Below are 22,350 nucleotides of genomic sequence, written 5' to 3' on the forward strand. Positions count from 1 at the left end.
ACATAAGGCCCGACGGTTGAAGTGAAATCGACGAACCCCACCGGATGAAGCCCATGCATTCAGCTGATCCTGCCGCTGCTTCCGATCAGCGTGTACCGCGCTATCTGTGGCTGGTTTCACTGGCTCTTTTTATTGTTTTTTTTCTGAGTGCCACCTGGAGGCATTTCACCCTTTCTTCCAGTGCCTTTGATCTCGGAATCTTTGATCAGGCGATTTATCTGATCAGCAGAGGCGAGCCCCCGATATCCTCCTATCTGGGATTTCATATTCTGGGCGACCATGCCTCCTTTATCTTTTACCCTCTGAGTCTGCTCTATAGGCTATTCCCATCGGTGGTCTGGCTGTTCGCAGTGCAGGCGCTGAGCCTGGCAGCCGGTGGACCGATCGTGTATCTGATCGCCAAGGATTATCAGTTGGGCAATGCCGACGCAAGATTGATGGCCTGGATTTACTTCATGTATCCAGTGGTCATCAATGCCAGCGTCTCTGATTTCCATCCAGAAATCATTGCCATTCCCTTTATTTTGATGGCGATTTATGCGCAGCGAAGGGGCAGTCTATGGATCGTGCTTTGTTCAGTAGGTGTGATTCTGGCTTGCAAGCAAGCACTTGCGTTGACCTGCGTAGGTCTTGGTGTGTATTTTCTGGCCAAGCGTGACTACAGGATTGGAATTCCTGTTGCTGTCATGTCCGCCGCTTACTTCGCCTTCATCGTGATGGTGTTCACGCCGATGCTTGGCGGTGGGGTTGCGAAGCACGATTGGGTGGGAAGATTCTTCAGCTACCTGGGCAACACCAGATCGGAGGTTATTCATACCATTCTGTTTAATCCGTGGGTTTTGATCCGACACCTGCTCTCCATCGAGAATGCATTCTATCTTTTCCTTCTGGTTCTTCCGATTCTGCTCACCAGCCATATCAAGGCCCTGCCTGAGCTGATCGGTGCCACTCCAGCTTTGTTGCTGAATCTTTTCAGTGATCATCCCAATCACAAGGGGCTGATGCTTCACTACAGCTTGGCGATCGTCCCGTTCATCCTCTTGTTTGCCATCTCCTCGCGGACCTATGGATTTCCCCGAATCAGGGCCAACCGTTTGATCCTGTGGGCGCTGGTCTGTGTTCTTGCGTTGACAAAATACATCCGGATCATGACTGATCACGCCCCTTTCGAGCGGGTCGCTGAAGCTCAGCAGGTTTTGCAGATGATTCCTCCGGATGCGGCGACCTTGGCTCCCATCAACCTCGCACCACATCTTTCCCATCGGAAGGTGATCGGCAAACGGATTCACAGTGAAGGCGAAGTGTTCATGTCAACGAATTTCATGCGGCATTATGAGTATATTTTGATCAACGGCCGCTCCAGGAAGGATCGGATTCTCAGGGAAAGGCTGGGGGAAGATCAACTGTTTGAACGGATTTACTCCTCATCGGAATTCTTGCTTTTCCGTACGGTCAAGCCCTTGCCATGGTCGCCTTCGCTGATGAAATCAGTGGATGTGTTTTCCTGAAACTTCCTGCTTCCCTGCGCTCAAGGCACCAGACCCGCCCAATGCAGGAAGGTGTCGCGGCTGAGCACTTCAATCACCAGCACGGCTGTGAAGCCCAGCATGGCGAACCGGCCGTTGATCCGCTCGGCGTAGGCGCTCCAGCCGAAGGGCTGATCCTGGGGGAGCTTGGCTCGAACCTGTTCCGGTTCGCTGCTGGCCGCTGGATCATTGGAGCCGGCAGGGGTTTTCACTGGTTTCATGTTCGGGAGAAGTCATAGCCGGCAGCCGGCAGCAGGTGCCAGCCACCGATGCCGTCGAGTTCAAGCACCGTGTCGTGGAAGGCGGCGAGGGTGGGGCGGTGGCCGACGCTCACAAAGGCGATTTCGCGTTCGGTGAGCAGGGTATAGAGGTGCTTTTCGGTGTTGACATCCAGGGCGCTGGTGGCCTCATCGAGCACCACGAAACGGGGCGAGTTGAGAAGCAGCCTGGCGAAGGCGAGGCGTTGCTGTTCTCCCAGTGAAAGGATTCGCTGCCAATCCTGCTTGATCGCGAGGTCAGGGTAACGGCTCACCAACTCTGCCAGTTTCACCTCCTCGAGCACGTTGCGGAGCTGGGCATCGCTGAATCGCTCTGGCTGCAGGGGATAACAGAGCTGTTCCCTGAGGCTGCCCAGGATCATGTAGGGCTTCTGTGGAATGAACAGCAGTTCGTTCAGGGGAGGGCGCTTGATCTCACCAGCCGCCGGTGGCCAGAGCCCACTGACCAGTCGCAGGAAGGAGGTCTTGCCGCAACCACTGGGTCCAACAACCAGGAGTCGCTGGTTGGCGGCCACCTCCAGGCTGAGGTCATGAATCAGGCGGCGGCTGCTCCGGGGCGGTACCAGGTCGGCATGGATCACCTGAATGCTGTCGTGGGCATCAGCCTCGCTTGCTTCATCGACGCTGAACTTACCTTTGAAGGCTTCCTTGAGGCCTTCGGATTCGGCATTGATTTCATCCACCTTCACCTGAAATCCTTCCAGGCGACTGATGCTGGCGGAGAAGGCGGCCAGTCTGTCGATGTTGTTGACAATGTAGCTGACTGAAAACAGCACCTGGGAGAATGCGATGCTGGCCTGTCCGAACACGCCGAAATCCACCTCCTTGGCGAAGTAGACCGGAGCAATCACCAGCCAGGGGAGGAAGCGGGAGAAATAGTCGTAGGAGCGCTGGATCACCTGGATCAGGGCTTCCCAGATGATCAGTCGGTCGTAGTTGAGGATCGCCCCACCGAGCCGCCGCTCAGCTTCCTTGCCCTCCTGATTTTCACCGCGATAGAACGCGATCGACTCAGCGTTGTCACGGATGTGGACCAGCCCGTAGCGAAAATCCGCTTCCAGCTTGAGTTGCTGATAGTTCAGTGCCACCAGCTTGCGGCTGGCAAACACGATCAAAGCTGTTCCCCCAACGGAATAAACCAGCAGAAGCAGCGCGAGATTCACGCTGATTGTCCAAAGCACGATCACGAAGCTCACGAAGGTGAGCAGTGCCGCCAGAATCTCGACGGTCACACTCAGACTGGTGCTGGTGAAGCTGGCCGTGTCCTGGGAGATCCGTTGGTCCGGGTTGTCGATCTCTTCGATCGATTCGTCGTTGGGATTGAGGATGTAATAGGCCCGGTTCGAGAGGTATCGGCCCAACAGGCGGGTGCTCAGCCACTGACGCCAGAGCAGGCCGAGTTTCGGAATCAGGTAGCTCTGGATCGCCCGGATCGGCAGGGCGAGCACCAGGCAGAAGGCGTAGATCGCCACGATCTTCCAGAAGCCGTCCTGGTCGTAGGCCACTAGGGCGTTGTCGACATTCCGGGCGATGAAGCTGATCCCCACGTTGATGCCGTTGATCACCAGGATCAGCAGCGTGATCACCCCCATCAGCAGCCAGGGGAGCCAGCGGCCCTGGCGCAACTTGCTCCGCAGGCTGCCGAACGCCACCAGGCCACCGGCGAACAGGGCCATGATCACCACACCGATCGGACCGCTCCAGAGCGCGGCAACCTGCTCGGGCACCCCGGGGAGAAAGCGGTCACGCAGTTCGGGAATCAGGCTGCCGCTGATCGCCACCGCCGCCGTCAGCAGCAGCAGGGTGAAGCCCACCACCACGGCCAGGGTGGAGACAACCAGCAGAAGAAACTGCCAGGAGCTGCTCTCCTCCAGGGGCAGGAAATAGGGCTGGGCCAGACGTTGCAGCTTGCCGAGCTGATCGCGGAACCCCTTAAGAACACCCATGAACCGATCCATCTGGCGCCATTGTCGCCGTTGGGCGGCCAGGTGGTGAGTGCTCGGGCTACCCGGGCGGCCAGCTGAGAGGACGGCCACCGATCACGTGCAGGTGCAGATGAAAGACGCTCTGGCCGGCTTCGGCTCCTGTGTTGATCACCGTGCGCCAGGCGCTCAACCCCTCCAGGCGGGCCACCTTGGCGGCCACCAGCAGGAGATGGCCCAGCAGGGCCTGATCGGGTTCGGCGGCGTCGGCCAGGTTGATCAGGGGCTGGCGTGGGATGACCAGCACATGCACGGGCGCCTGGGGTTGGACATCCCGGAAGGCCAGGCAGAGATCGTCGGCATAGACCTGATCGCAGGGAATCTCCCCCTGCAGGATGCGCCCGAAGATCGTTGTGGTCACTGGCTGTGGGGTGGGACAGGCGGGGAACTGGTGATCTGTCCCCGGGCGGTTGGTCTGATGTTGGCACGGTGCAGCAGCGCCACTCTCCGGGGCCTTGAGGCCTCCGAGGTGAGCGTGGAGGTGGACATCGCCCCGGGTTTGCCCGGACTGCAGATCGTCGGCCTGGCTGATGCGGCCGGCCGCGAATCCCGCGAGCGGGTGCGCGCCGCCTTGCGCAACAGCGGCTTCCGCATGCCGCTCACCCGGGTGGTGATCAGCCTGGCGCCCGCCGATCTGCGCAAGGAAGGGCCTGCCTTCGACCTGCCGATCGCCCTCGGCCTGCTGCTCGCCAGTGGTCAGCTGGCCCCGCAGCGGCTGGAAGGGGTCTGGAGTGCCGGAGAGCTGGGCCTCGATGGCAGCCTGCGGCCCGTGCGCGGCGTGCTGGCCCTGGCCCTGGCGGCCCGGCGCGGCGGTGCCAGGGCTCTGGTGGTGCCCGCCGCCAATGGGGCCGAAGCGATGTTGATCGAGGGGCTGGCGGTCTGGCCCGCCGATCGGCTGGCCCAGGTCAGTGAGCTGCTGGTGAACCCCCAGCAGGCCAGCCCCTGTCGCCCGATCACGGCCGCCACCGCTGTCACACCGCTTGAGCTGGCCGATGTGCGGGGGCAGGCCCATGGCCGTCGAGCCCTTGAGATCGCTGCGGCTGGCAACCATCACCTCCTGCTGGTGGGGCCGCCCGGCAGCGGAAAAACGATGCTGGCCAGGCGTCTGGCCGGTTTGCTGCCACCGCTTCTCCACGCCGAAGCCCTCGAAACCACCCAGGTGCACTCGGTGGCGGGTCTGCTCGGGCCGAGCACGGCCCTGCTTCAGCAGCGTCCGTTCCGAACGCCGCACCACAGCTGCACGGGCTCCGCCCTGATCGGTGGCGGTGCGATTCCCAGGCCAGGAGAGCTGTCGCTGGCCCACAACGGCGTGTTGTTTCTCGATGAGTTGACTGAGTTCCGCCGCGAGGTGCTCGATCAGCTCCGTCAACCCCTGGAGGAAGGGGAGGTGTGGATCAGCCGCAGCCGGGACCGCAGCCGCTTCCCCTGCCGGGTGACCCTGGTGGCCGCCACCAACCCCTGCCCCTGCGGCTGGTTCGGGGATCCCCAGCGGGCCTGCCAGTGTGGTGAAGCCCTGCGTCAGCGCTACTGGTCGCGGTTGTCGGGCCCTCTGCTGGATCGCATCGATCTGCAGGTGGTGATGCGGCGGCTGGAGGCCGACGATCTGCTGGAGCGGTTCGCTCCTGCTTCGGCAGCTTCGCCGTGCCGTACGGAGGTGGTGGCAGGCAGGGTTGCCGCAGCCCGGCAGCGGATGATGGCGCGCAATCCCGGCGGCTGCGCCAACGCCGTGCTGGCCAGCGGCGCACTGAACAGCTACTGCCGCCTGTCGGCGGATGGACTGGCCCTCTGGCGTCAGGCGATTCAGGCGAGGCGGCTGAGTGCCCGCTCAGCGGAGCGATTGCTGAGAGTGGCACGCAGCATCGCCGATCTGGGCAATCGCGACCAGGTTGACCCTCCCGATCTGGCAGAAGCGCTCACCTATCGATCCTTTGACCGGGTTGACAGATCGGACCCCCCCGAAGCATGAAGCCGCAGATGGTGGGCTCAGCGGATGGAAATCCTGCCGAGGCGTCGTCAGCGCCTACGGCGGCGTTGCTGGGCTTTGCGCTTGTATTTCTCGACGGGGGTTTCGTGGTGGCGCAGGCGCTTGAGGTCGGCAAAGATGCCCGCCTTGGACACCTGACGCTTGAAGCGGCGTAGGGCCGATTCAATTCCTTCGTTTTCGCCGACGGTGACCTGGGTCATGAACCACGCAGAGGGGCTTGAGATTGGTCAATGTAGCAACTGCCCCTCCACATCCCCCTTCATGGAGTTTTGGGAACCGTGCCGCCGGCAGCTGGCGCGACGGTACCTGGAGCTGGCAGCGGCCTGGGCGTCAACACGGGTTGCTCCGGGAGCTTGCTGCTGGGTACCGCCTCCGGCAGGGGCTGCTTGCCTGATTGGACTGGCGAGCCTGAGCTGGGCAACTCTTTGCTGCCGGGCAGGGGCGGCTGGGCAGGGGCCACTGGCTTCACCTGGGTGGAGCCTGCGCCTGTTCCCGTGCTGTTTTCGGCACCGGGCCAGGTCTCGCGATAGATGTAGAGGTGGCCGAGGGCGCGATTGCCGAAATGACGGCGCATCAGCTTCCAGCCCGGTTCGGGCATGAAGAGCAGAAAGCCGGCGTCATGGCCCTGGGTGCGGGCCACCACCATCTCAGGACCGGGTTGGTTGCGGGTGGGCGCCGCCAGCAACAGGTTGTCGTTGCCGCTGCGCACCACGCTGATCCGGTACACCGTGGCCAGATCTTCTCCACCGATCCGCAGGGAATAGCCGTTGGCGTCGAGGTAGCGGCTGCAGATGCCTGTGAAATCAAAGCTGCCCAGCAGCGGATCCACCCGGGCGGGGTTGGCGCCGGAGGTGGCGAAGCAAGGACGCCGGTCGGTGATCTGTTCGTAGATGTTGAGCTGGGCGCGGGTGCCATCGCCGATTGGGGCGGCCACCAGCACAAAGCGTTCCTGCGGCAACTCGCGGGCCCCGAACAGGGCCTGGGCGCCGGCCGGCAGGGGCAGGGTTGTTGCCAGGGCGGAGGCCAGAGAAGCCAACCCTGCCAGGCGGCGCGTGAGACAGGCCGAACGGTTCACAGCACGGAGCAGCAAGGAGGAACCCGATCGTAGAAGTGAGCCCGGGGCCCGTCAGGAGCCCTCGGAAGGCAAGTTGAGACGAATCGCGACCAGCAGGCTGATCAGCGTGCCGGGCAGGCAGGCCGCCAGAATCAGCCGGGTGGTGGAAATGCCCAGATCTGGATCTCCATAGGCCAGTTCGAACACCGAGCCGGTGGCGGCGATCCCGAGCAGGCAGGCCAGGGCCAGGAAGACACCGGCCAGGGGATTCATCGGCATGGCAGTGGTCTCAGCGAAGGGAATGGACGGTGTCGCGAAGGAAGCCGTGCTCCTGAAGCTCTTCATTGAGGCTGAGTTCGTCGGTGACCCGATCAACGAACAGCACCCCATGCAGGTGGTCCATCTCGTGCTGGATGCAACGGGCGAGCAGGCCATCGGCCTTGATCCGTCGCGGCCGGCCCTGTTCGTCGCGGAAGCTCACCTCGATCGCGCTGGGGCGGACCACCGAGAGGTAGACGCCAGGAATGCTGAGACAACCCTCCTCGTAGGTTTCCAGGGAGGCGCTGCTGGAGCCGATCTCCGGGTTCACCAGCACCATCGGCGGCGTTGCGGCGTTTTCGGGATCCAGATCGATCACCAGCAGCTGTTTGTGCACTCCCACCTGGGGAGCCGCCAGGCCGATCCCATGGGCGGAGTACATGCTGCGCAACATGTCGCGGGCGAGTTCACGAACCGTCTCGTCCACCTTGCTGATCCGCCGGGCCGGCTGACGCAGCACCTGATCGCCCAGGGTGTGGATGAGCAGCGGCGGTGGATCCAGCACCACTTTGGGCACCTGGACGCTGCGGCTGCTCTGCTCCGCCTGGCGGGCCATCCTGGCGAAGCTGCTGGCCAAGGCATCACCTGAAACGATGGTGAAATTGTAGAAGCCGTCGGTGGCGGCAAGCCTTTGGGGAAGACACGTCCGGGAGATCCGCTGGCGGCGGTGGCTGCGGTCGGACGCCAGTCCACGGTGAAAGAGCCCCGCTGGCACCAGGGGCGACTGTTCTGGCTGGAGCAGAGACCCCAGCAGCAGGGCCGTACCACCCTGATCTGCCGCACCACCCCGGATGCGGCGGCGATCGAGCTCACCCCGCCGCCCTGGAACCTGCGCAGCCGCGTGCATGGCTTCGGCGGCGGTTCCTATGCGGTTGGCAGCTCAGGCGCAGGAACGACCGTGGTGGTGTTCTGCCATGACGGCGACCGTTGCCTCTGGTGTCTGGAGCTGCCGGCCACCGGACCCCTGGAGCCAGGGCCGGTGCGGCGCCTTTGCGAACCCGCCGAGCGCGACTTCGCCGGCGGGCTGATCGACGCGCGACGGGGTCACTGGATCGGGGTGATGGAGGCGGACGGCACCGACCGGCTGGTGGCTGTGCCCCTGGGCGGCGGCGAACCGCTGCCGCTGCATCCGCCCGTCGAGTTCTGTGGTTACGCCGCGCTCAGCCCGTCTGGCGACCAGCTGGCCTGGGTGGAGTGGCAGCAACCGTTCATGCCCTGGGAGCGCGCTCAGCTCAAGATTGGCCGCTTCAACGCCGAAGGGGTTCTGGAGGACGCTCGGCGCATCGCTGGAGCCCTTCCATCCACCGCCACCGACGCGGCGGCCCAGGCCTGCTCAGTGTTCCAGCCGCTCTGGCTGCCCAATGGTGACCTGGTGGTGGCCAACGACCGCAGCGGCTGGTGGAACCTCGAGCGGCTGGTCGGCGCTGAGCAGCGTCGTGCTGCCACCGGTCCGCCGGGCACCCATCAGCCGCTCCGCTGGCAGGCGTTGCTGCCGATGCAGGCGGAGTTCGCCATGCCCCAGTGGGTTGAAGGGATGGCTACCACCGCCTGGGATGGGGAGCAACTGGTGGCGGCGGCCTGCGAGGCGGGCCACTGGAGTCTCGGTCGGATCGCCCTGCCGAGCGCCCCGGGCGCTGCCGGGGTCTGGCAACCGATCGAGCTGCCCTTCGATGATCTGGCCTGCCTTCAGGCGGAGAACGGCAGGCTGGTGGCGGTGGCCAGCGGCCCGACCATCGGACCCGGTCTGCTGGAGCTTGATCTGGCCAGTGGTGTTTGGTGCCATACGCCTGCGGCAGGCGGCCCTGGAGGGCCGTTGCCACCGGCGGCGATCAGCGTGCCGGAACCGTTCTGGTTCGCGGGCCATGGCGGGCTGCCCACCCACGCCTGGTACTACCCACCTCAGGGTGGAGCGCACCCAGCTGCCCCACTGCTGGTGAAGGGGCACAGTGGCCCCACTGCGATGGCGCGCACGGGCTTGAACCTGCTGAATCAGTTCTGGACCAGTCGCGGCTGGGGGGTGGTGGATGTGAATTACGGCGGCTCCACTGGCTTCGGCCGGGCTTACCGCGAGCGACTCGATGGCCAGTGGGGTGTGGTGGACGTGGCCGATTGCGCCGCTGCCGCCCAGGCGTTGGTGGCGGCCGGGCAGGCCGATGCCGGGCGGGTGGCGATCGAGGGGGGCAGCGCCGGTGGCTTCACGGTGCTGGCGGCGCTCTGCTTCACCGATGTGTTCCGGGCCGGAGCCTGCCGTTACGGCGTGGCCGACCTGGCTGCTCTGGTCAGCGGCACCCACCGCTTCGAGGCCCGCTATCTCGATGGCCTGGTGGGGCCCTGGCCCTCTGCCAGGCCCCTCTATGACCAGCGATCACCGCTTCACCACGCTGCTGCCATCACCTGCCCGGTGATCTTTTTTCAGGGACTCAAGGACACGGTGGTACCACCTGACCAGACCGAGTGGATGGCCAGGGCGCTGCTCGACAACGGGGTGACGGTGGAGGTGCACCTCTTTCCGGATGAGGGCCACGGCTTCCGCAGCGGGGCGGTGCAGCTGGAGGTGCTGGAGGCCACGGAAGCCTTCTTTCGTCGTCAATTCCAGCTGTGATCACGCTGCCGCAGGGCCTTGGCGCCGCGATCGGCTGGCTGGCGGCGGCCACCGGAATCCTGCTGCTGCTGCTGGCCATCGCCCTGGCGATCGGCGGCCGGCTGGGACTGAAGCGCTGGGGCATCCCGGAGGCCCTGCTGGCCGGAACGCTGGGCCTGCTGGTGGCGCCGTCAGGGGTACTGCCCCTGATCCCGGCAGAGGTGATGACCCTCTGGGACGGGCTGCCACTGCCGCTGCTCACCCTTGTGTTCGCCACCCTGCTGCTCGGCAAACCGCTGCCGAAGCTCTCGGGCCTCTGGCGGCCGTTGTCGGGTCAGGTTCTGCTGGCCCTCACCCTGGCCTTCGGCCAGTACCTGGTGGCAGGGCTGGCGGTGCTGTTCGTGCTTCAGCCGCTGCTGGGGGTGCATCCGCTGATGGCCTGCCTGATCGAGGTGGCCTTCGAGGGGGGGCACGGTTCCGCGGCGGCGATGGGACCGAGCTACGCCAGCCTCGGCTTCGCCAGTGGTGAAGCCCTCGGGCTGGCGATGGCCACGGTGGGTCTCCTGGCTGCCTCAGTGATCGGTGGGATCGTGGTGGTGCTGGCCCGCCGCCGGCAGGGACTGCTGGGTCAGGGCTCGCCGGCAGCCAGCCAGGCGCCTGCTGCTGAAGCCGGCGGCGCGCCTGAGCCCTTGCTCCCGACGATCCAGCTGCTCGACCCCATTGCTCCATCCATGGGCCCGGCGGCCTGGGCGGTGAATCTGGCCCTGGCCGGCGGGGCGGTGCTGCTGGGGGCGGCTCTGCTGGAAGTCCTGCGCTGGTTCGCCCCCTGGCTCGGCGGCGGCTTCACCGCGGTGGTGGAAGCGCTGCCGGTGTTTCCGCTGGCGATCGCCGGCTCGCTGCTGGTGCGGTTGCTGCTGGAGAAAACCGGTCAGCAGGGCTTGGCCTCGGCAGCGGTGCAGGGCCAGGTGGGGGCGATTTCGGCAGATCTGCTGATCACGGCTGCCACCGCCTGCCTCGACCTCAGCCTGCTGCGCCACGACTGGATCTCCCTGAGCGTTCTGGCCCTGGCCGGGCTGGGCTGGAATCTGGCGGTGGTGCTGCTGCTGGCTCCCCGCTTTCTGCCGCCCGACTGGTTCGAGCGGGCGATCATCGAATTCGGTCAGGCCACCGGCGTGGCGGCCAGCGGACTGCTGCTGCTGCGCATGGCCGACCCGGATGACCGCAGCGACGCCCTGCCGGCCTTCTCGATCAAGCAGCTACTGCTGCAGCCGTTCCTGGCCGGCGGCGTGATCACGGTGGTGGCACCCCTGGCGATCGATGGCTGGGGGCTGCCGGCCTGGACCCTTCTGTGTCTGGGGCTGGTGGTGCTGTGGATCGGGTTGGGGCTGGTGCTGGGACGGCGGTAGGTGCGCTAGCCCTATGCGCCTTCTACGAGGGCGTGGCATACAGTGGATTTTGAGCCATTCCGCTGCCCATGTGGTACGAAAGGTTTCGATGAAGGACTTTTCCCGGCCCGTGGAGGTGAGCCTGGGCCGTCAGGGACGGGTGGTGATCACGGAGTCGCTGCGGCGATCCCTGGGGTTTGATGAAGGCGATGCGTTGGTGGCCCGGCAGGAGGTGGGCCGGCTGGTGCTTGAGAAACCCGTGTGGATCAAGCAACGGCTGAAGGAGCGGTTCGCTCGGGTTCCAGGCGATCGAAGCCTGACGGACGAATTGATTGCGGAGCGCAGGGAGGAGGGCCGGCGGGACGCTGGCGAATGACGGTGGTATTGGATGCTTCGGCCTTGCTGGCCTACCTGCGGGAGGAACCCGGCGCGGAGGTGGTCGATGGGGTGTTAGCGCAGTCGGTGATGGCCAGTGTGAACTGGGCGGAGGTGGTCCAGAAGTCGATCTCCGCCGGGGTGGATGTGGAGGGGATGCTTGAGGAGTTCCAGGCGTTGGGGGTGAGGGTGGAGCCGTTCCTGCCGGTGGATGGCGACAAGGCGGGTCGGTTGTGGGCATCAACGCGACAGGTGGGGTTGTCGCTGGGCGATCGCGCCTGTCTGAGTTTGGGTTTACGACTGGGGCTGACGGTGGTGACATGCGATCGGGCATGGGCTGGCTTGCCCTTGGACGTGGTGATTCAGGTGGTGTGATGAGGCCACGCTGGTCATGCTGACCAGACCGATCACAGCAAGCCCTGCGCCATGATCAACGAAACCAGCGCCGTCGCCTTCCGCCAGAACCTGGGCGACATGCTCAACCAGGTGCAGTACCGCCACGACAGCATCCTGATCAAGAGGGATGGCAAACCCGTGGCGGCCCTGGTGGATGCCCGCCTGTTTGAGCGCATCCGCCGCCTGCAGGTCCGCTTCGAAGGCCTGTGTGAGCGCATCGAGGCAGGCTATGCGGCGGTGCCTGAGGCCGAGGGGCATGCAGAGATCGATGCGGCGGTGGCGTCCACCCGCGCCGGGCGCTGACCATGCCCAGGCTGGGCGTTGTGCTTGACACGAATGTGCTGCTCTCCGGCATCGCCTACCCAGGCAGCGTGCCCGGCAAGCGAATCGCCGCGTGGCGCCATGGGGCGCTGGATGTTGTGCTTTCGAAATACATTCTGGACGAACTGCGACGGGTGTTGTGTTGCCCAAGCTTGCCCAGCGGCACGGGCTCTCGCCCCATGAAATCGACGATTTGATCGATGCCCTATCGATCCTGGCGGAACTTGTCGACCCCGAGGCTGGTATTGAGACCGACCTAGTGGATGCCGAGGATGTACCCATTTTGGGAACATTGGTTGTTGCCCAGCGGATCGGGCTGGGGCAGGCACTGGTGACCGGCGACAAGGCCTTGCTTTCATTGCGAGAGCGTTATCCCATCTGCACGCCGGCGGAGTTCTGGGCAGAGCAAGGTGGCCTGTGATGGGGAGCAAAGCCGCCGCGCCCAGGACTTGTGGAAATGAACCCATGGTCTGTGGATCCAGCTGACTCCAATCAGTGGCTTCAAGGGTTCGCGTCTAGCCCATGCGAGTTAGCTGCACCCGCCTCAGGGACTGATCAGCTCCAGGCCCGGAAATGCCTGGCGGTAGCGACGCAGATCACGGGTGAGCAGCGGCAGTCGCTCCACCAGAGCATGGGCGCCGATCAGAAAATCCGGCAGGATCGAGCGGCGCTGCCCGCCACGGCTTCTGTAATCGGAGTGGGCCCGGGCTGCCAGGAAGGCCGCCTCCCGCGGCATGGCCCGATAGTCGAAGAGATGGGGAGGGAGCAGTTCATCCACCGATTCGATCGTTTCCAAGGCAAAGGCGATCTCGCCGTAGACGATGGCGTTGATCACCACTCGCCCCCGATCCAGCCATTGGCTGAGCTGTGTGGTGCTCCAGTCGCACCAGCGGGGATCGGCAGTGCCGACATCCAGGAGAACATTGGAATCCACCACAACCATCAGCCCTCGTCTCCACGGGTGAGCGCGAGCAGTTCATCGGTGCTGAGGCGTGTGCGCAGCCGCGCCTGACGCAGTCTCTGGATCGCTTCTGCGCCGGCTGATTGCCTCAGGGATGCCTTTTCGAGGATGACGCGCCCCTGCTCGACGCAGAAGGCCACTTCGGTATGGGGCAAGAGGCCGCATTGGCGCCGGATTTCCTGGGGAATGGTCACCTGACCTTTGGAGGTGATTCGCATCGCTGAAGCTCCAACAGGGCCAGTAAGATTCTTACATTTCGCCTCAAAAGGGGTTCTGCGTGGGTGCCGCTTCAGCGACTGTGGCGAGCGCAACCCAGATTTGGTGGCGCTGGGGGCGGCCCACCCTGACCACCAGCAACCGGCCAATTCAGCCGGCTCCTCAGCTCACCATGCCGGCCACTTTGCCGCCATCGACGGTGAGCACGGCGCCGGTGCTGCGCTCCAGCTTCGCCAGCGCCACGAAGGCGTCGGCCACATCGCTGGCGCGCACTTCGCGCCCCAGCAGGTTGCCTGCCATGTAGACCTCCTCGGAGACGCTGCGGGCCCCGGAGCGCTCCTGTAAGCGCCGAAGCCGGGGCCGGGGGAGGGCCTGCTTGCTCACGTTGAACAGCAGCTGGCCGCCGAAACCCTGGGCGCGGAACACGGCCACCGCCGCCTGGGCCACGGTCTGGTGGGCGAAGAGGTTGAGCTCGAAGCTGGCGCGCAGATCGGTGTCGGGCAGATCGGCGATGGCGCCGGTCCAGGCGGCGCCGGCATTGCTCACCACGATGTCGAGGCCGCCGAACTGGATGCACGCCGCCGCGAAGGCCTGCCGCACCGCGCTGGGATCGGTCAGGTCGCAGCCGATCCCCAGGGCGCCCGCCCCACCACCAGCTGCGATCGCTTCGGCGGTGGCGACGTCCGCAACCGGATCGAGATCCAGAACCACCACCGCGGCCCCTTGGGCCGCGAAGGCGCGGGCGGTGGCGGCACCGATCGCCCCGGCCCCACCGGTGACCAGCACCACCTGGCGGACCAGGGGCTTCTCGCTGCCCTTGCCGAGCTTGGCCTGCTCCAGGCTCCAGTACTCCATGTCGAAGGTGTCGGCTTCGTTCGCCGGCGCGAAGCGGCGCACGGTTTCCGCGACCAGGCCCAGACCCGGAATCGCCACCAGGCGTGGCAGCGGATCGAGTGGCTTCTTGACGCCGCCGGCGCGGGCGTTCTGACGGCTGAAACAGTCCTTTTAGCGCTCGATGTAGGCGGCCAGGGCCTGCTCGATCTGGGCCGCTCCGGGATCGGCGGGCAGCACCAGCGGGAAGGCCTTGGTGCGGATCACGTGGTCCGGGGTGGCGACGCCGCGGTGGACCCAGTCGGCCAGGCGGGGATCGTTCACCACCGAGAGCGCCAGGGGGGTGCCGCGCCGCGCCAGCACCCAGCGGCCCTGGGCCCCTTCCGCCTCGGCGGCCCGGCCCAGGGCCCCGCGCAGCACCGGCAGCAACGCCGCCGCCCCACCCGCGGGCTCCGGCACCGGCGCTGGTTGGCTCCAGGGTTTGGCGCTGTGCGCCTGGTGAATGCGTTCCTCGGCCTGCCGCACCAGCGCAATCATCCGTTCGTAGCTCTGCCTCGCGGTGGCGCCGAAGGAGAACAGGCCATGCTGCAGCAGCACCATGCCTTCGAGCTCCACGCCGGCGGCACGGGCGCGGGCCTCGGCCTCCTCGTAGGCGCTGGCGGCCGCCAGGGCGAGGGCGAGGCCGGGCATCACGTACGGCACCAGCGCCACCCGATCGGCGTAGACCTCGCGGCAGATCGCCGCCCCATCGGGTTGGTCGGCCAGGGCGAGCAGGGCGACCGCACGGGTGTGGTCGACGAAGGTTTGGGGTAGAAAGGCATGCAGCAGCGCCTCCACCGATGGGTTGGGGGCGGCCGGATCGATCAGGTTCTGGTGCTGGGCCGCCACCATGTCTTCATCGCTGAGGGCCGGCAGGGCGCGCAGGACCTGCAGGGGTTCGAGCCGCACGGCCGCGTGGCACGGCGGCTCAATCAGGGGCCAGATCCCAGCCGGAGCCCTTCACCCGCAGCAACGGGATCGTTTCGCCAAGCAGCCCCGTGACGGTGGATTTCACCGAGGTGTTGCCGCCGCCGTGCAGCACCAGCTCCGGGTCGGCGTCGAGCAGTCTGGCCGAGTAGGTGCGCAGGGCCAGGTCCTCGCCGATGCCCTGGGCGCCGTAGTGGGCGATGGCGGCGGCGGCATCAGCCTCAGACCAGTGGTTCAGGGCGGGCATGGATGGCGCCGGGGCTCGTTGGGCCCCGCGAGGCTATGGGGCAGCCTCCTGTGGCAGGCGGCGCAATTCCGTTTTCAGCCAGTAGGAAAGGACTTCCCCTTGGAACGAGGAACCGCATCGGCTGAAACGCGACATCCTCAGCCTTCGCAAAGCCCCATGGCCAAGTTGCCAGGTGATCAGCGCGATCGAGAAGCGTGAGTCCAAACTGATGGGGCCAACCACGTCGCTGAACTGACGCGATTTTTGACGACCACTGCAATCTGGTGATTGACATGGTGGAGTTGTGATGACGTCCGGGAGAGCAAGTCACCCTGGTACTCAGGCTGGCAATCGGCATCAGCCTGTTCGCTTCCTTGCCAACAGACTGAGACCAACACACTGACCCACGATGAAAGCCATCATTCCCACGCCGGGTGTGCCGCTCAACGTTCCCCGTTCTCTGGTGGAGATCGATCTCCCCAGCCCCACCCCCGGCGATCACGACCTGGTTGTGCGGGTTGCAGCGATCAGCGTCAATCCTGTGGACACCAAGGTGCGTGCTGGCCTGTTGCCAAACGCGGCCCCTCCTTGGGTGCTCGGCTGGGACGCCGCAGGGATCGTGGAAGCCGTTGGCCCGGCCACCGGGCGCTACCGGCCTGGCGATGCCGTGATCTTCGCGGGTGATATCACCCGGCCAGGCTGCAACGCCGAGCTTGTCGCGGTGGACGAGCGCCTCTGCGGCCGCCATCCCGGATTCCCTCTCCTTCGCCGAGGCAGCCGCCCTGCCGCTCACCAGCCTCACGGCCTGGGAAAGCCAGTTCGACCGCCTCGGCCTCGATCCTGATGGGGCCGAGGCCGGCAGTTCGCTGTTATTCCTCGGCGGGGCTGGCGGTGTGGGATCGATCGCCATCCAGCTGGCCAGGCTGGCCGGCCTGACCGTGATCGCCACCGCCTCACGGCCTGAAAGCCGGGCGTGGGTGCGCGAGCTGGGCGCCCAGCACGTGATCGACCACAGCCAGCCCCTGGCGCCGCAACTGGCAGCGCTCGGATTCAATGCCGTGGACACCATCGCAAATTTCGCCGACAGCGATGCCTACTGGGCGGTGATGGCCGAGCTGATCCAGCACCAGGGAGCCATCGTGGCCATCGTGGGCAACAGGCATCCGCTCGATCTCAACCTGCTCAGGGACAAGAGCGTGCGCTTTACCTGGGAGTTCATGTTCACCCGGGCCAAACACCGCACCGCCGACCTTGCCCAGCAGGGCGCGATTCTCGATGCCGTGGCAGACCTGATCGACACGGGACGGCTGCGCACTACCCTGCGCACCCATCTGGGTCCGATCAGCGCCGCGAACCTCCACCAGGCCCACACCCAGCTGGAAACCGGCCGCACGATTGGCAAGCTGGTGCTGGAAGGGTGGCCCTGAGGGCTCACTGCGCCAACCTGGGCTACTGAGAGGCCCAAAATTTTAACGGCGACCTGGGCCAGGGCCTGTTCAGCCCGCAGGTTTATCACCCCGGAGCATTCAGCCGCGACGACACCAACCCCAGCGGCATGGTTGTCGGAAAGACGTCGCACCGTAACCGTGAAACGGATGCACCCTGCTTGGGCGCAGGGGCTGAGAGGGCATCGGGTGCATCAACAAGGGCGGAGCAGCCGAGAGCATCAGCGTGAACACCCGCGGGCGGTTCCGCTGGTTTCGCCCTTACCGCAACAGCCTCGATCCCACGCAGAGAGTGCAGATCAACAGCGACAGCTTCACGTTCAGACTGCTTGCCCGCCGGCGTGCCTCTGGAAGGTGGAATGAAGCCGACTCTGGGTGATGGAGCTATCACGGGTACCGATGGTAGTCTTTCATCCTTCAAGTGCAATCTGCACGGTGAAGTCTTCCCGGTGGGGCCGGGTGGAGATGATCAATTCGTCGTCATCGGCTACTTGTGTGGTCTTCAGGCACCAGGCTTCTGAGACCCGCCCAGTGGTGCGGAGGGGCGGAGGCCCAGGCGCCAGGTCCCTACACTGTCGTCGAACCAGAAACCATTGGCTTCACCACCGATCGTGTGAACCGGAAAGCCGGTGAGGGCCCGCTGGCAAAACAGGCGTACCAGCTTGTTCTCCACCTGGAGAAAGAGGTTGTGCTCAGCGGCCACCTTGCTGCCACCGGTGAAGTCGAAGTAGGTGGCACGGGAGCCGAAGCCGGAGCGGGCGATCCCAAGCCGCACGGGATTGATCGCGTCCGACAGGCGCAGGATGCCATCCCAGGCGTTCAGGGTGATGACCACATCGACGGCGAACTGGATTCGGTTGACCCATTCCGTGTGATCATCAGCATCCACATCCGCCTGGTGAAGGATGAGCGTGTCGAGCTTCAGCGGGACACCGTCGAGCGCCTTGGTGCGGGTCATCATCTCCAGCACCAGATTGCCCTGGCTGTGCACATGCAGGCACAGCGAAAAGTCCCTCACCGGTGGCACCAGCCGCGTTGTACTTGTGGCGGGCTTGCAGAGCAGGGCTGGCGCTGCAAAGTAGGCCCAGACTCGCTCGAGCACGATCGCCAGGGCCGCAGCCGAAGGAACAGCTGCCGCCTGGGCCCTGCGGTAGGCGTTCACTGGGTCGAGCACCACACCACCGGGCTTCGAGGGCCAACTGAACAGGATGACGTTGATCGGCTGGCTGGTTTTTCCCGTGCGTGACCATTGGTAGCTCTGCTCCAGCCCATGGGCTTCCTCCAGGCTGTCCAGGAAGGACTGGCCATAGCCGTGCACGGAAACAACCCACTTCGGGCTCAGCGATCCATCCCTGACCTGAGCCAAAACGGCACGAAACAGGATCTGACTGGGTAACTCCTTCTGTCGGCTCTTTTCCTCCTGGAGGTTCAGCGTCCACCGGTTCGTGTCCTTGTTCTTTTCGGCAATCGCGAGCCGCAACTCGTTGCTACCCTTTCCATTCTGGATTTCACCGAACAGCTGTTCGTCGCCTGCGCCGCCGGAGGTTCGAATCAAGGCCCTGTTGGTGAAAACGATGATCATGGTTTTGATCGCAGAGGAAGTTCCCCGTAGGGTGGCTCTGAATCGGATGGCTGTCCAACAGGATGCTTTTTCCTGGTACCTGGGCCAGCCGGCTGATCAAATAATCTCTGGTTGTCAACGAAGTGGCGATCATGGCAGGCACCCAGGAGGTGGACCCGCTCGTGCGAGCCCGGGAATGTTGAAGCTGGATGGCGCAATTCAGCTTCAGTGATCCTCCTCCTCGAGCACCGGTTCCCAACGCAAAGGACCAAACTCTGCAATGACGGCTTGTAGCGCATCCAGTTCCGCTTTGCTCCGGCCCTCGAAGCCCAGAACCACGGAATTGGTGGGCCGAGTCCAGTCCAACTTCCGGTCGCCTGCGTTGCCGCCACCCCCGGTGGTCTGGCCGTCGCTGGTGGTCAGCCGAAGCTGATCAACTCGGGTTCCCGTTTTCGCATTAATCCGCTCGATGCTGACCCCATCGGCCAGCTCGACGGATCCTTTGTCACTGCCCCCGTCGCCGCCGAACTGCGCTTCCCACTCCTTCTCCTGTTCTGCGAGCAGACCGGCACTCTGCTTGTAGCTCAGCCTGATCTGATCCACTCGCCCCCCGGCCCGCAGGCCCACCTTCACCAACCGTTGCCGGCGCTCCACCGCATGGGCCCGGTCCTCATACTCAAATGCAACCCCTCCACCCCCGCCCATCAGCTCTCCGTCCACGACCCGCACATTCAGCCGTGGACTGCCTGTGGTGAGAGAAGACAGAACTGGCGGAGATAGTGGGGCGGAGGGAGCCTCGCTGTATTGCTGCTCCAGGGCATTGATCGTCTGCAGGTCGGTGTTCAGCTGAACGCGGTTGGCTGCCAGGCTCGGATCAGGATCGATGCCATAGAGCGCATAGGTTTTGTTCACCCATTGGCTCTGGTTGCGGATTTCCTTCAAACGCAGCTGCTTGCGCAGCAGCCCCTCCTGAGCAAACGAATCGCCCAGGAAGAGAGCGCGGTTTTTGGCAACAGCGGCGAGTGCTGTGCGCAGCTCCGGAACCGTTTCATAGCCACGGGTCTCCAGTGACAACTCCTCGGGCTGATCCAGTTCCAGCGATCCAAACCCGGTGGCAAAGCTCACGAGGTCGTCTGGGCCGATCTGGGGCGTCTTGCTGAGGCCTCGAACCATCACCTTGAAGTCGGTGTTCACACTGGCCTGACGGGACGCCTCCGCCAGGTTCTTGTTCAGCTCGGGCGCCAGGCCGAGTCCACCCATCGGCAAGAAAGCGCTGAACGACTGCTCAAGCTGGTGCGCCTGATCTCTTGATTGCGTATAAAACGTGTACACCCCCAGCACTTCTCCGCCCACGCGCACCGAGCGCACGTAACTGTCGCCGTGTTGCGCCACGAAGGCGTCAAGGCTGGCCGCATCATGCGGCACCGGGACATCGGCCCGTAGCCGCGGATCCACCACCTCCAGAGCGCGAACCACCCGCCGGGCTTGCACCACCAAGGAAAGGCTGAACACCGTGGTGTGCAACGAATCCAGAAATTGATGGCGGGCCTTCAACAGGGGTATGGGTAGTGGACCTAGGCCAACCGAAAGGGCCGCACCGCCCTGCAGCGTGCGGCTGAGCTCACTGGCGTTCCGGCACAGCTTCACCGCGAGCTGGCTCCCGTCACCCTCCGCAGAGGCGGGCGTGGGGAGGCCCTCAAGCGCAGAGGCGAGCCCCAGGTGAGGTTCCACCACCGTGTTCCGGCCCCGCAGAAGTGCGTTGGTAGCAAGTTCAGCAACTTGGTCGGATGGTGGCATGACCACTTCAGCAGGCTCTTATACAAAGGATGCCAGATCCGAGCTCGATTCGGTTGAGCAGGGTCTAATTCATAACCAGAAGGTGTCAATCGCCAGGGCCGTGTTCCCTGCCACTTTCGCCGAAAGGACCAAGGACGACCTTGTTGGCAGACTCTGAGTTGATCATCGATAGCCTGGCCAGTTTTCGCTCCGTGCGGAAAGCGGTTGCTTCGATCAGCCGATAGTTAAGCAGGGGCCTCATCCCAATGAGCTGACTGGCCTCCGTTCGAACAACACGGTGCTCAGCAACCTGAAATCAACTTCAGCGGAACCTCCCTTGCCCGCGATCCGATCAGCACACCGATCACTACCTTCCTGTGTTCAAGTGGACTTTTTAACTGGAGCTTGAAATTTGTCAGCAGACCAGTCGATTGATGCATGCGTTCTACCGCTGGACGACACTGAGTGAGCGGCTTCTGAGTGGGGCATAGGGTGTTACCTAATCAAGATCGAGAATGGCCTCGCCAGCTAAGTAGCACACCTAGACGCCCAATCCAAGATGTAAAGACATGTTAATATTTCCAGCGACGAGATGGCTAAGAATTAAATAGATGTCTACCCTTATTCTTGGTTATTATTACTAATTAATATGAGCCATTTCTTTTCAAATGCCCGAAGGCGACCAGCCTATTTGATCTCCTTTCCCCAAAGGTGGTCGAAGGCACTCATGTTACTAGTTCTCGGCATCGTCGTGGTGTTGAGCGTGGCTTCTATTGGCGTCGCCGCTGATGTCCCTCGTGAACCAACGGGTGTGTTGGATAGCAGGGGTCAGAGCATCCTACGATACGTGATTTACCTTTCAGTACCCATCGGCGGAGCCTTGGGCGGGTTCATTTACAGCATCAGCCGAAACCGGGGGTTCATTGTTCCCCACTGGGTCCAGCAACCCAAAGAGGACAATGAAAACCAAGACATTGGCAGCACTGTTGCCACCGATTTAGCTTATACGAAATTTGATCTCGGCACCGTCGCTGACCTACTGGTTGGGATCGGCGGCGGAATCATCATCTTCAACCTGGTGCCCCAAGGTCAAGAGGATCTATTCGAAGGTCTATTGAACTATAAGGCCAGCCTCGGCACTGCCGTGAGCGTGGTGATGAAGATTATGGCACTCTCTCTGATCGGTGGATTTGCTGGTATCAGTCTGTTCGATGAAGCTGCTAAACGCATCAATCGGCAACTGCAGGAAACCCAGTCTGAATTGCTCGTCAATCGCGGCAAGATTCAACAACTGCAGCAGAACGACCAACAGGAATCCGATATACAGTATCTGCTTAATCCACTGGTTGACCCCTCCATTGGACCCCTCAGCGACACGCAGAAGGATGCGCTCGAGTCCTCTATCCTCAAGGCGCCCCTGAACATTCGAAACAAAGTGTTCGAACGGCTTCAGAAGGCCTACGACAGCAATTCAATCACCGGCACAGGCGCAGCGGCCCTCACTGAGGCTGAGATCCAGACTCGCATGACCTTGCAGGAAGGGCTCTTAGCAGGATTCAAGGACCTCATCACCGCTTCTGAAGAACAGAAGAGCTCTGGTAAGGGGGAGGACGCTTTCCTTCACCGTTACCGAGCTCACCAGGGCTTCGTCCACATCCACCTCGGCGCGGGATCCGAACGGATCGAAGGGAAGAATGGAAATGCTAGTAGACATTGGCGCCAGGCCGAGGAAAGCCTAACCCTTGCGATCCAACTGCGGGACCTCAGTGCAGCAGACAAGGAGATGTACTGGCACTACAGCCTCCAGCGTATGGTCGCTCGCTACAAGCTCGACAACACCGAACCGATCCAGGCCGAGATCAATCAACCGGAGGTTAAGAAATGGCTTAACAAGGATCCTGGTATCCTCCACGCCATCCTCACGTCACTGCCCGCCGATTTCGGCGCCTTTCTGCGTGGCCTCTTGCCCGCGTTGTTTGAGGGCGAGGAAGCGACTCCACTACCCCCCCCCGATCCTTCCACCATCCGTAAGAGCTGGAGGGATCCGTAAGATGGACAACAAGCTCATTCACTTTACTTCTCATTCCTGCAAGTTGCCAACCACTCCTTCGCAAAATGCTCCAATGAAGCCCTTTACTCCCAATCTGCGATCACCTCTCGCTCCTCTG

Annotated in this window: 25 protein-coding genes and 1 pseudogene; 12 read left to right on the forward strand and 14 right to left on the reverse strand. The window is 63.6% G+C overall.

Annotated features, from left to right (window positions below; all coding sequences use genetic code 11):
• Positions 1–53 precede the first annotated feature (53 nt).
• Positions 54–1,508, forward strand: a complete 1,455-nt coding sequence (locus KQ307_RS08155; RefSeq protein WP_259727614.1) for a DUF2079 domain-containing protein — start codon at positions 54–56, stop codon at positions 1,506–1,508.
• 20 nt (positions 1,509–1,528) lie between these two features.
• Here KQ307_RS08155 and KQ307_RS08160 read toward each other — a convergent pair whose 3' ends face one another.
• From KQ307_RS08160 to KQ307_RS08170, 3 genes are read right to left on the reverse strand one after another with little or no spacing between them, the layout of a single operon-like run.
• Positions 1,529–1,747, reverse strand: a complete 219-nt coding sequence (locus KQ307_RS08160; RefSeq protein ID WP_259703145.1) for a chlorophyll a/b-binding protein — start codon at positions 1,745–1,747, stop codon at positions 1,529–1,531.
• On the reverse strand, positions 1,744–3,750 hold the full coding sequence (locus KQ307_RS08165) for an ABC transporter ATP-binding protein/permease (RefSeq protein WP_259727615.1): 2,007 nt from the start codon (positions 3,748–3,750) through the stop codon (positions 1,744–1,746). The genes KQ307_RS08160 and KQ307_RS08165 overlap by 4 nt, the downstream gene beginning before the upstream one ends.
• A gap of 58 nt (positions 3,751–3,808) precedes the next feature.
• Positions 3,809–4,147: a histidine triad nucleotide-binding protein gene (locus tag KQ307_RS08170; RefSeq protein WP_259703147.1), complete on the reverse strand. Its 339-nt coding sequence runs from the start codon at positions 4,145–4,147 to the stop codon at positions 3,809–3,811.
• 57 nt (positions 4,148–4,204) lie between these two features.
• On the opposite strand from KQ307_RS08170, the gene KQ307_RS08175 reads away from it, so the two are divergent.
• Positions 4,205–5,752, forward strand: coding sequence for a YifB family Mg chelatase-like AAA ATPase (locus KQ307_RS08175; protein ID WP_259727616.1), 1,548 nt, complete (start codon positions 4,205–4,207; stop codon positions 5,750–5,752).
• Between the two features lie 47 nt (positions 5,753–5,799).
• On the opposite strand, the gene rpsU is transcribed toward KQ307_RS08175, so the two are convergent.
• From rpsU to def, 4 genes are read right to left on the reverse strand one after another with little or no spacing between them, the layout of a single operon-like run.
• Entirely contained in the window at positions 5,800–5,970 is a 171-nt protein-coding gene (rpsU, locus tag KQ307_RS08180; protein ID WP_010304532.1) for a 30S ribosomal protein S21, read from the reverse strand.
• A 59-nt stretch (positions 5,971–6,029) separates the two neighbouring features.
• Positions 6,030–6,860, reverse strand: coding sequence for a DUF3747 domain-containing protein (locus KQ307_RS08185; RefSeq protein ID WP_259727617.1), 831 nt, complete (start codon positions 6,858–6,860; stop codon positions 6,030–6,032).
• 36 nt (positions 6,861–6,896) lie between these two features.
• Positions 6,897–7,103 carry a hypothetical protein gene (locus tag KQ307_RS08190; RefSeq protein WP_259703150.1) on the reverse strand — a complete coding sequence of 69 codons (207 nt, stop codon included), beginning with the start codon at positions 7,101–7,103 and terminating at the stop codon, positions 6,897–6,899.
• Between the two features lie 10 nt (positions 7,104–7,113).
• Positions 7,114–7,719 carry a peptide deformylase gene (def, locus tag KQ307_RS08195; protein WP_259703151.1) on the reverse strand — a complete coding sequence of 202 codons (606 nt, stop codon included), beginning with the start codon at positions 7,717–7,719 and terminating at the stop codon, positions 7,114–7,116.
• 54 nt (positions 7,720–7,773) lie between these two features.
• On the opposite strand from def, the gene KQ307_RS08200 reads away from it, so the two are divergent.
• The 7 genes from KQ307_RS08200 (at position 7,774) to KQ307_RS08225 (ending at position 12,621) form a co-directional block, all read left to right on the forward strand.
• On the forward strand, positions 7,774–9,744 hold the full coding sequence (locus KQ307_RS08200) for a S9 family peptidase (protein WP_259727618.1): 1,971 nt from the start codon (positions 7,774–7,776) through the stop codon (positions 9,742–9,744).
• Entirely contained in the window at positions 9,741–11,129 is a 1,389-nt protein-coding gene (locus tag KQ307_RS08205) for a sodium/glutamate symporter (protein WP_399236039.1), read from the forward strand. Before KQ307_RS08200 ends, KQ307_RS08205 begins: the two co-directional genes overlap by 4 nt.
• A gap of 88 nt (positions 11,130–11,217) precedes the next feature.
• Positions 11,218–11,484, forward strand: a complete 267-nt coding sequence (locus KQ307_RS08210) for an AbrB/MazE/SpoVT family DNA-binding domain-containing protein (protein WP_259727619.1) — start codon at positions 11,218–11,220, stop codon at positions 11,482–11,484.
• The gene (locus KQ307_RS08215; RefSeq protein ID WP_259727620.1) at positions 11,481–11,858 is read left to right on the forward strand and encodes a type II toxin-antitoxin system VapC family toxin; all 378 of its coding nucleotides are present in this window, start codon (positions 11,481–11,483) and stop codon (positions 11,856–11,858) included. Before KQ307_RS08210 ends, KQ307_RS08215 begins: the two co-directional genes overlap by 4 nt.
• Positions 11,859–11,909: 51 nt before the next feature.
• Positions 11,910–12,182, forward strand: coding sequence for a type II toxin-antitoxin system Phd/YefM family antitoxin (locus KQ307_RS08220; RefSeq protein WP_259727621.1), 273 nt, complete (start codon positions 11,910–11,912; stop codon positions 12,180–12,182).
• A gap of 2 nt (positions 12,183–12,184) precedes the next feature.
• Entirely contained in the window at positions 12,185–12,397 is a 213-nt protein-coding gene (locus KQ307_RS14895) for a putative toxin-antitoxin system toxin component, PIN family (RefSeq protein ID WP_399236034.1), read from the forward strand.
• A complete protein-coding gene (locus KQ307_RS08225) occupies positions 12,343–12,621 on the forward strand; it encodes a putative toxin-antitoxin system toxin component, PIN family (RefSeq protein ID WP_259727622.1) in 279 nt (92 codons plus the stop codon). The genes KQ307_RS14895 and KQ307_RS08225 overlap by 55 nt, the downstream gene beginning before the upstream one ends.
• A 123-nt stretch (positions 12,622–12,744) precedes the next feature.
• Here KQ307_RS08225 and KQ307_RS08230 read toward each other — a convergent pair whose 3' ends face one another.
• The 5 genes from KQ307_RS08230 to KQ307_RS08250 all read right to left on the reverse strand — a co-directional run bounded on the left by KQ307_RS08230 (position 12,745) and on the right by KQ307_RS08250 (position 15,421).
• Positions 12,745–13,143, reverse strand: coding sequence for a type II toxin-antitoxin system VapC family toxin (locus KQ307_RS08230; RefSeq protein WP_259727623.1), 399 nt, complete (start codon positions 13,141–13,143; stop codon positions 12,745–12,747).
• Positions 13,143–13,379 carry an AbrB/MazE/SpoVT family DNA-binding domain-containing protein gene (locus tag KQ307_RS08235; RefSeq protein ID WP_259727624.1) on the reverse strand — a complete coding sequence of 79 codons (237 nt, stop codon included), beginning with the start codon at positions 13,377–13,379 and terminating at the stop codon, positions 13,143–13,145. The genes KQ307_RS08230 and KQ307_RS08235 overlap by 1 nt, the downstream gene beginning before the upstream one ends.
• 160 nt (positions 13,380–13,539) lie before the next feature.
• Positions 13,540–14,310 carry an SDR family NAD(P)-dependent oxidoreductase gene (locus KQ307_RS08240; RefSeq protein ID WP_259727625.1) on the reverse strand — a complete coding sequence of 257 codons (771 nt, stop codon included), beginning with the start codon at positions 14,308–14,310 and terminating at the stop codon, positions 13,540–13,542.
• A 72-nt stretch (positions 14,311–14,382) separates the two neighbouring features.
• A complete protein-coding gene (locus KQ307_RS08245) occupies positions 14,383–15,156 on the reverse strand; it encodes a class II aldolase/adducin family protein (protein ID WP_259727626.1) in 774 nt (257 codons plus the stop codon).
• 19 nt (positions 15,157–15,175) lie between these two features.
• Positions 15,176–15,421 carry a hypothetical protein gene (locus tag KQ307_RS08250; protein ID WP_259727627.1) on the reverse strand — a complete coding sequence of 82 codons (246 nt, stop codon included), beginning with the start codon at positions 15,419–15,421 and terminating at the stop codon, positions 15,176–15,178.
• 388 nt (positions 15,422–15,809) lie between these two features.
• Between KQ307_RS08250 and KQ307_RS08255 the strand changes: the two are divergent.
• Together KQ307_RS08255 and KQ307_RS08260 are read left to right on the forward strand one after the other, a co-directional pair.
• Positions 15,810–16,073, forward strand: a pseudogene (locus KQ307_RS08255) (alcohol dehydrogenase catalytic domain-containing protein); the annotation flags it as partial.
• A 40-nt stretch (positions 16,074–16,113) separates the two neighbouring features.
• On the forward strand, positions 16,114–16,827 hold the full coding sequence (locus KQ307_RS08260) for a zinc-binding alcohol dehydrogenase family protein (protein WP_259727628.1): 714 nt from the start codon (positions 16,114–16,116) through the stop codon (positions 16,825–16,827).
• 520 nt (positions 16,828–17,347) lie between these two features.
• On the opposite strand, the gene KQ307_RS08265 is transcribed toward KQ307_RS08260, so the two are convergent.
• Complete coding sequence (locus KQ307_RS08265) at positions 17,348–18,427, reverse strand: alpha/beta hydrolase (RefSeq protein ID WP_259727629.1); 1,080 nt, start codon at positions 18,425–18,427, stop codon at positions 17,348–17,350.
• 204 nt (positions 18,428–18,631) lie between these two features.
• A complete protein-coding gene (locus KQ307_RS08270) occupies positions 18,632–20,203 on the reverse strand; it encodes a jacalin-like lectin (protein ID WP_259727630.1) in 1,572 nt (523 codons plus the stop codon).
• Positions 20,204–20,909: 706 nt separating this feature from the next.
• Between KQ307_RS08270 and KQ307_RS08280 the strand changes: the two genes are divergently transcribed.
• Positions 20,910–22,232: a hypothetical protein gene (locus KQ307_RS08280; protein WP_259727631.1), complete on the forward strand. Its 1,323-nt coding sequence runs from the start codon at positions 20,910–20,912 to the stop codon at positions 22,230–22,232.
• Positions 22,233–22,350: the final 118 nt, after the last annotated feature.

The organism is Synechococcus sp. CS-1326 (assembly GCF_025128115.1).
GTDB lineage: Bacteria > Cyanobacteriota > Cyanobacteriia > PCC-6307 > Cyanobiaceae > Regnicoccus.

Coding starts and splice junctions, on each gene's coding strand:
- KQ307_RS08215 (WP_259727620.1), top strand. CDS start 11,481: ATGACGGTGGTATTGGATGCTTCGGCCTTGCTGGCCTACCTGCGGGAG.
- KQ307_RS08265 (WP_259727629.1), bottom strand. CDS start 18,427: ATGATCATCGTTTTCACCAACAGGGCCTTGATTCGAACCTCCGGCGGC.
- rpsU (WP_010304532.1), bottom strand. CDS start 5,970: ATGACCCAGGTCACCGTCGGCGAAAACGAAGGAATTGAATCGGCCCTA.
- KQ307_RS08210 (WP_259727619.1), top strand. CDS start 11,218: ATGAAGGACTTTTCCCGGCCCGTGGAGGTGAGCCTGGGCCGTCAGGGA.
- KQ307_RS08280 (WP_259727631.1), top strand. CDS start 20,910: ATGTTACTAGTTCTCGGCATCGTCGTGGTGTTGAGCGTGGCTTCTATT.
- KQ307_RS08175 (WP_259727616.1), top strand. CDS start 4,205: ATGTTGGCACGGTGCAGCAGCGCCACTCTCCGGGGCCTTGAGGCCTCC.
- KQ307_RS08165 (WP_259727615.1), bottom strand. CDS start 3,750: ATGGGTGTTCTTAAGGGGTTCCGCGATCAGCTCGGCAAGCTGCAACGT.
- KQ307_RS08235 (WP_259727624.1), bottom strand. CDS start 13,379: ATGCGAATCACCTCCAAAGGTCAGGTGACCATTCCCCAGGAAATCCGG.
- KQ307_RS08270 (WP_259727630.1), bottom strand. CDS start 20,203: ATGCCACCATCCGACCAAGTTGCTGAACTTGCTACCAACGCACTTCTG.
- KQ307_RS08190 (WP_259703150.1), bottom strand. CDS start 7,103: ATGCCGATGAATCCCCTGGCCGGTGTCTTCCTGGCCCTGGCCTGCCTG.
- KQ307_RS08250 (WP_259727627.1), bottom strand. CDS start 15,421: ATGCCCGCCCTGAACCACTGGTCTGAGGCTGATGCCGCCGCCGCCATC.
- KQ307_RS08155 (WP_259727614.1), top strand. CDS start 54: ATGCATTCAGCTGATCCTGCCGCTGCTTCCGATCAGCGTGTACCGCGC.
- KQ307_RS08230 (WP_259727623.1), bottom strand. CDS start 13,143: ATGGTTGTGGTGGATTCCAATGTTCTCCTGGATGTCGGCACTGCCGAT.
- KQ307_RS14895 (WP_399236034.1), top strand. CDS start 12,185: ATGCCCAGGCTGGGCGTTGTGCTTGACACGAATGTGCTGCTCTCCGGC.
- KQ307_RS08220 (WP_259727621.1), top strand. CDS start 11,910: ATGATCAACGAAACCAGCGCCGTCGCCTTCCGCCAGAACCTGGGCGAC.
- KQ307_RS08160 (WP_259703145.1), bottom strand. CDS start 1,747: ATGAAACCAGTGAAAACCCCTGCCGGCTCCAATGATCCAGCGGCCAGC.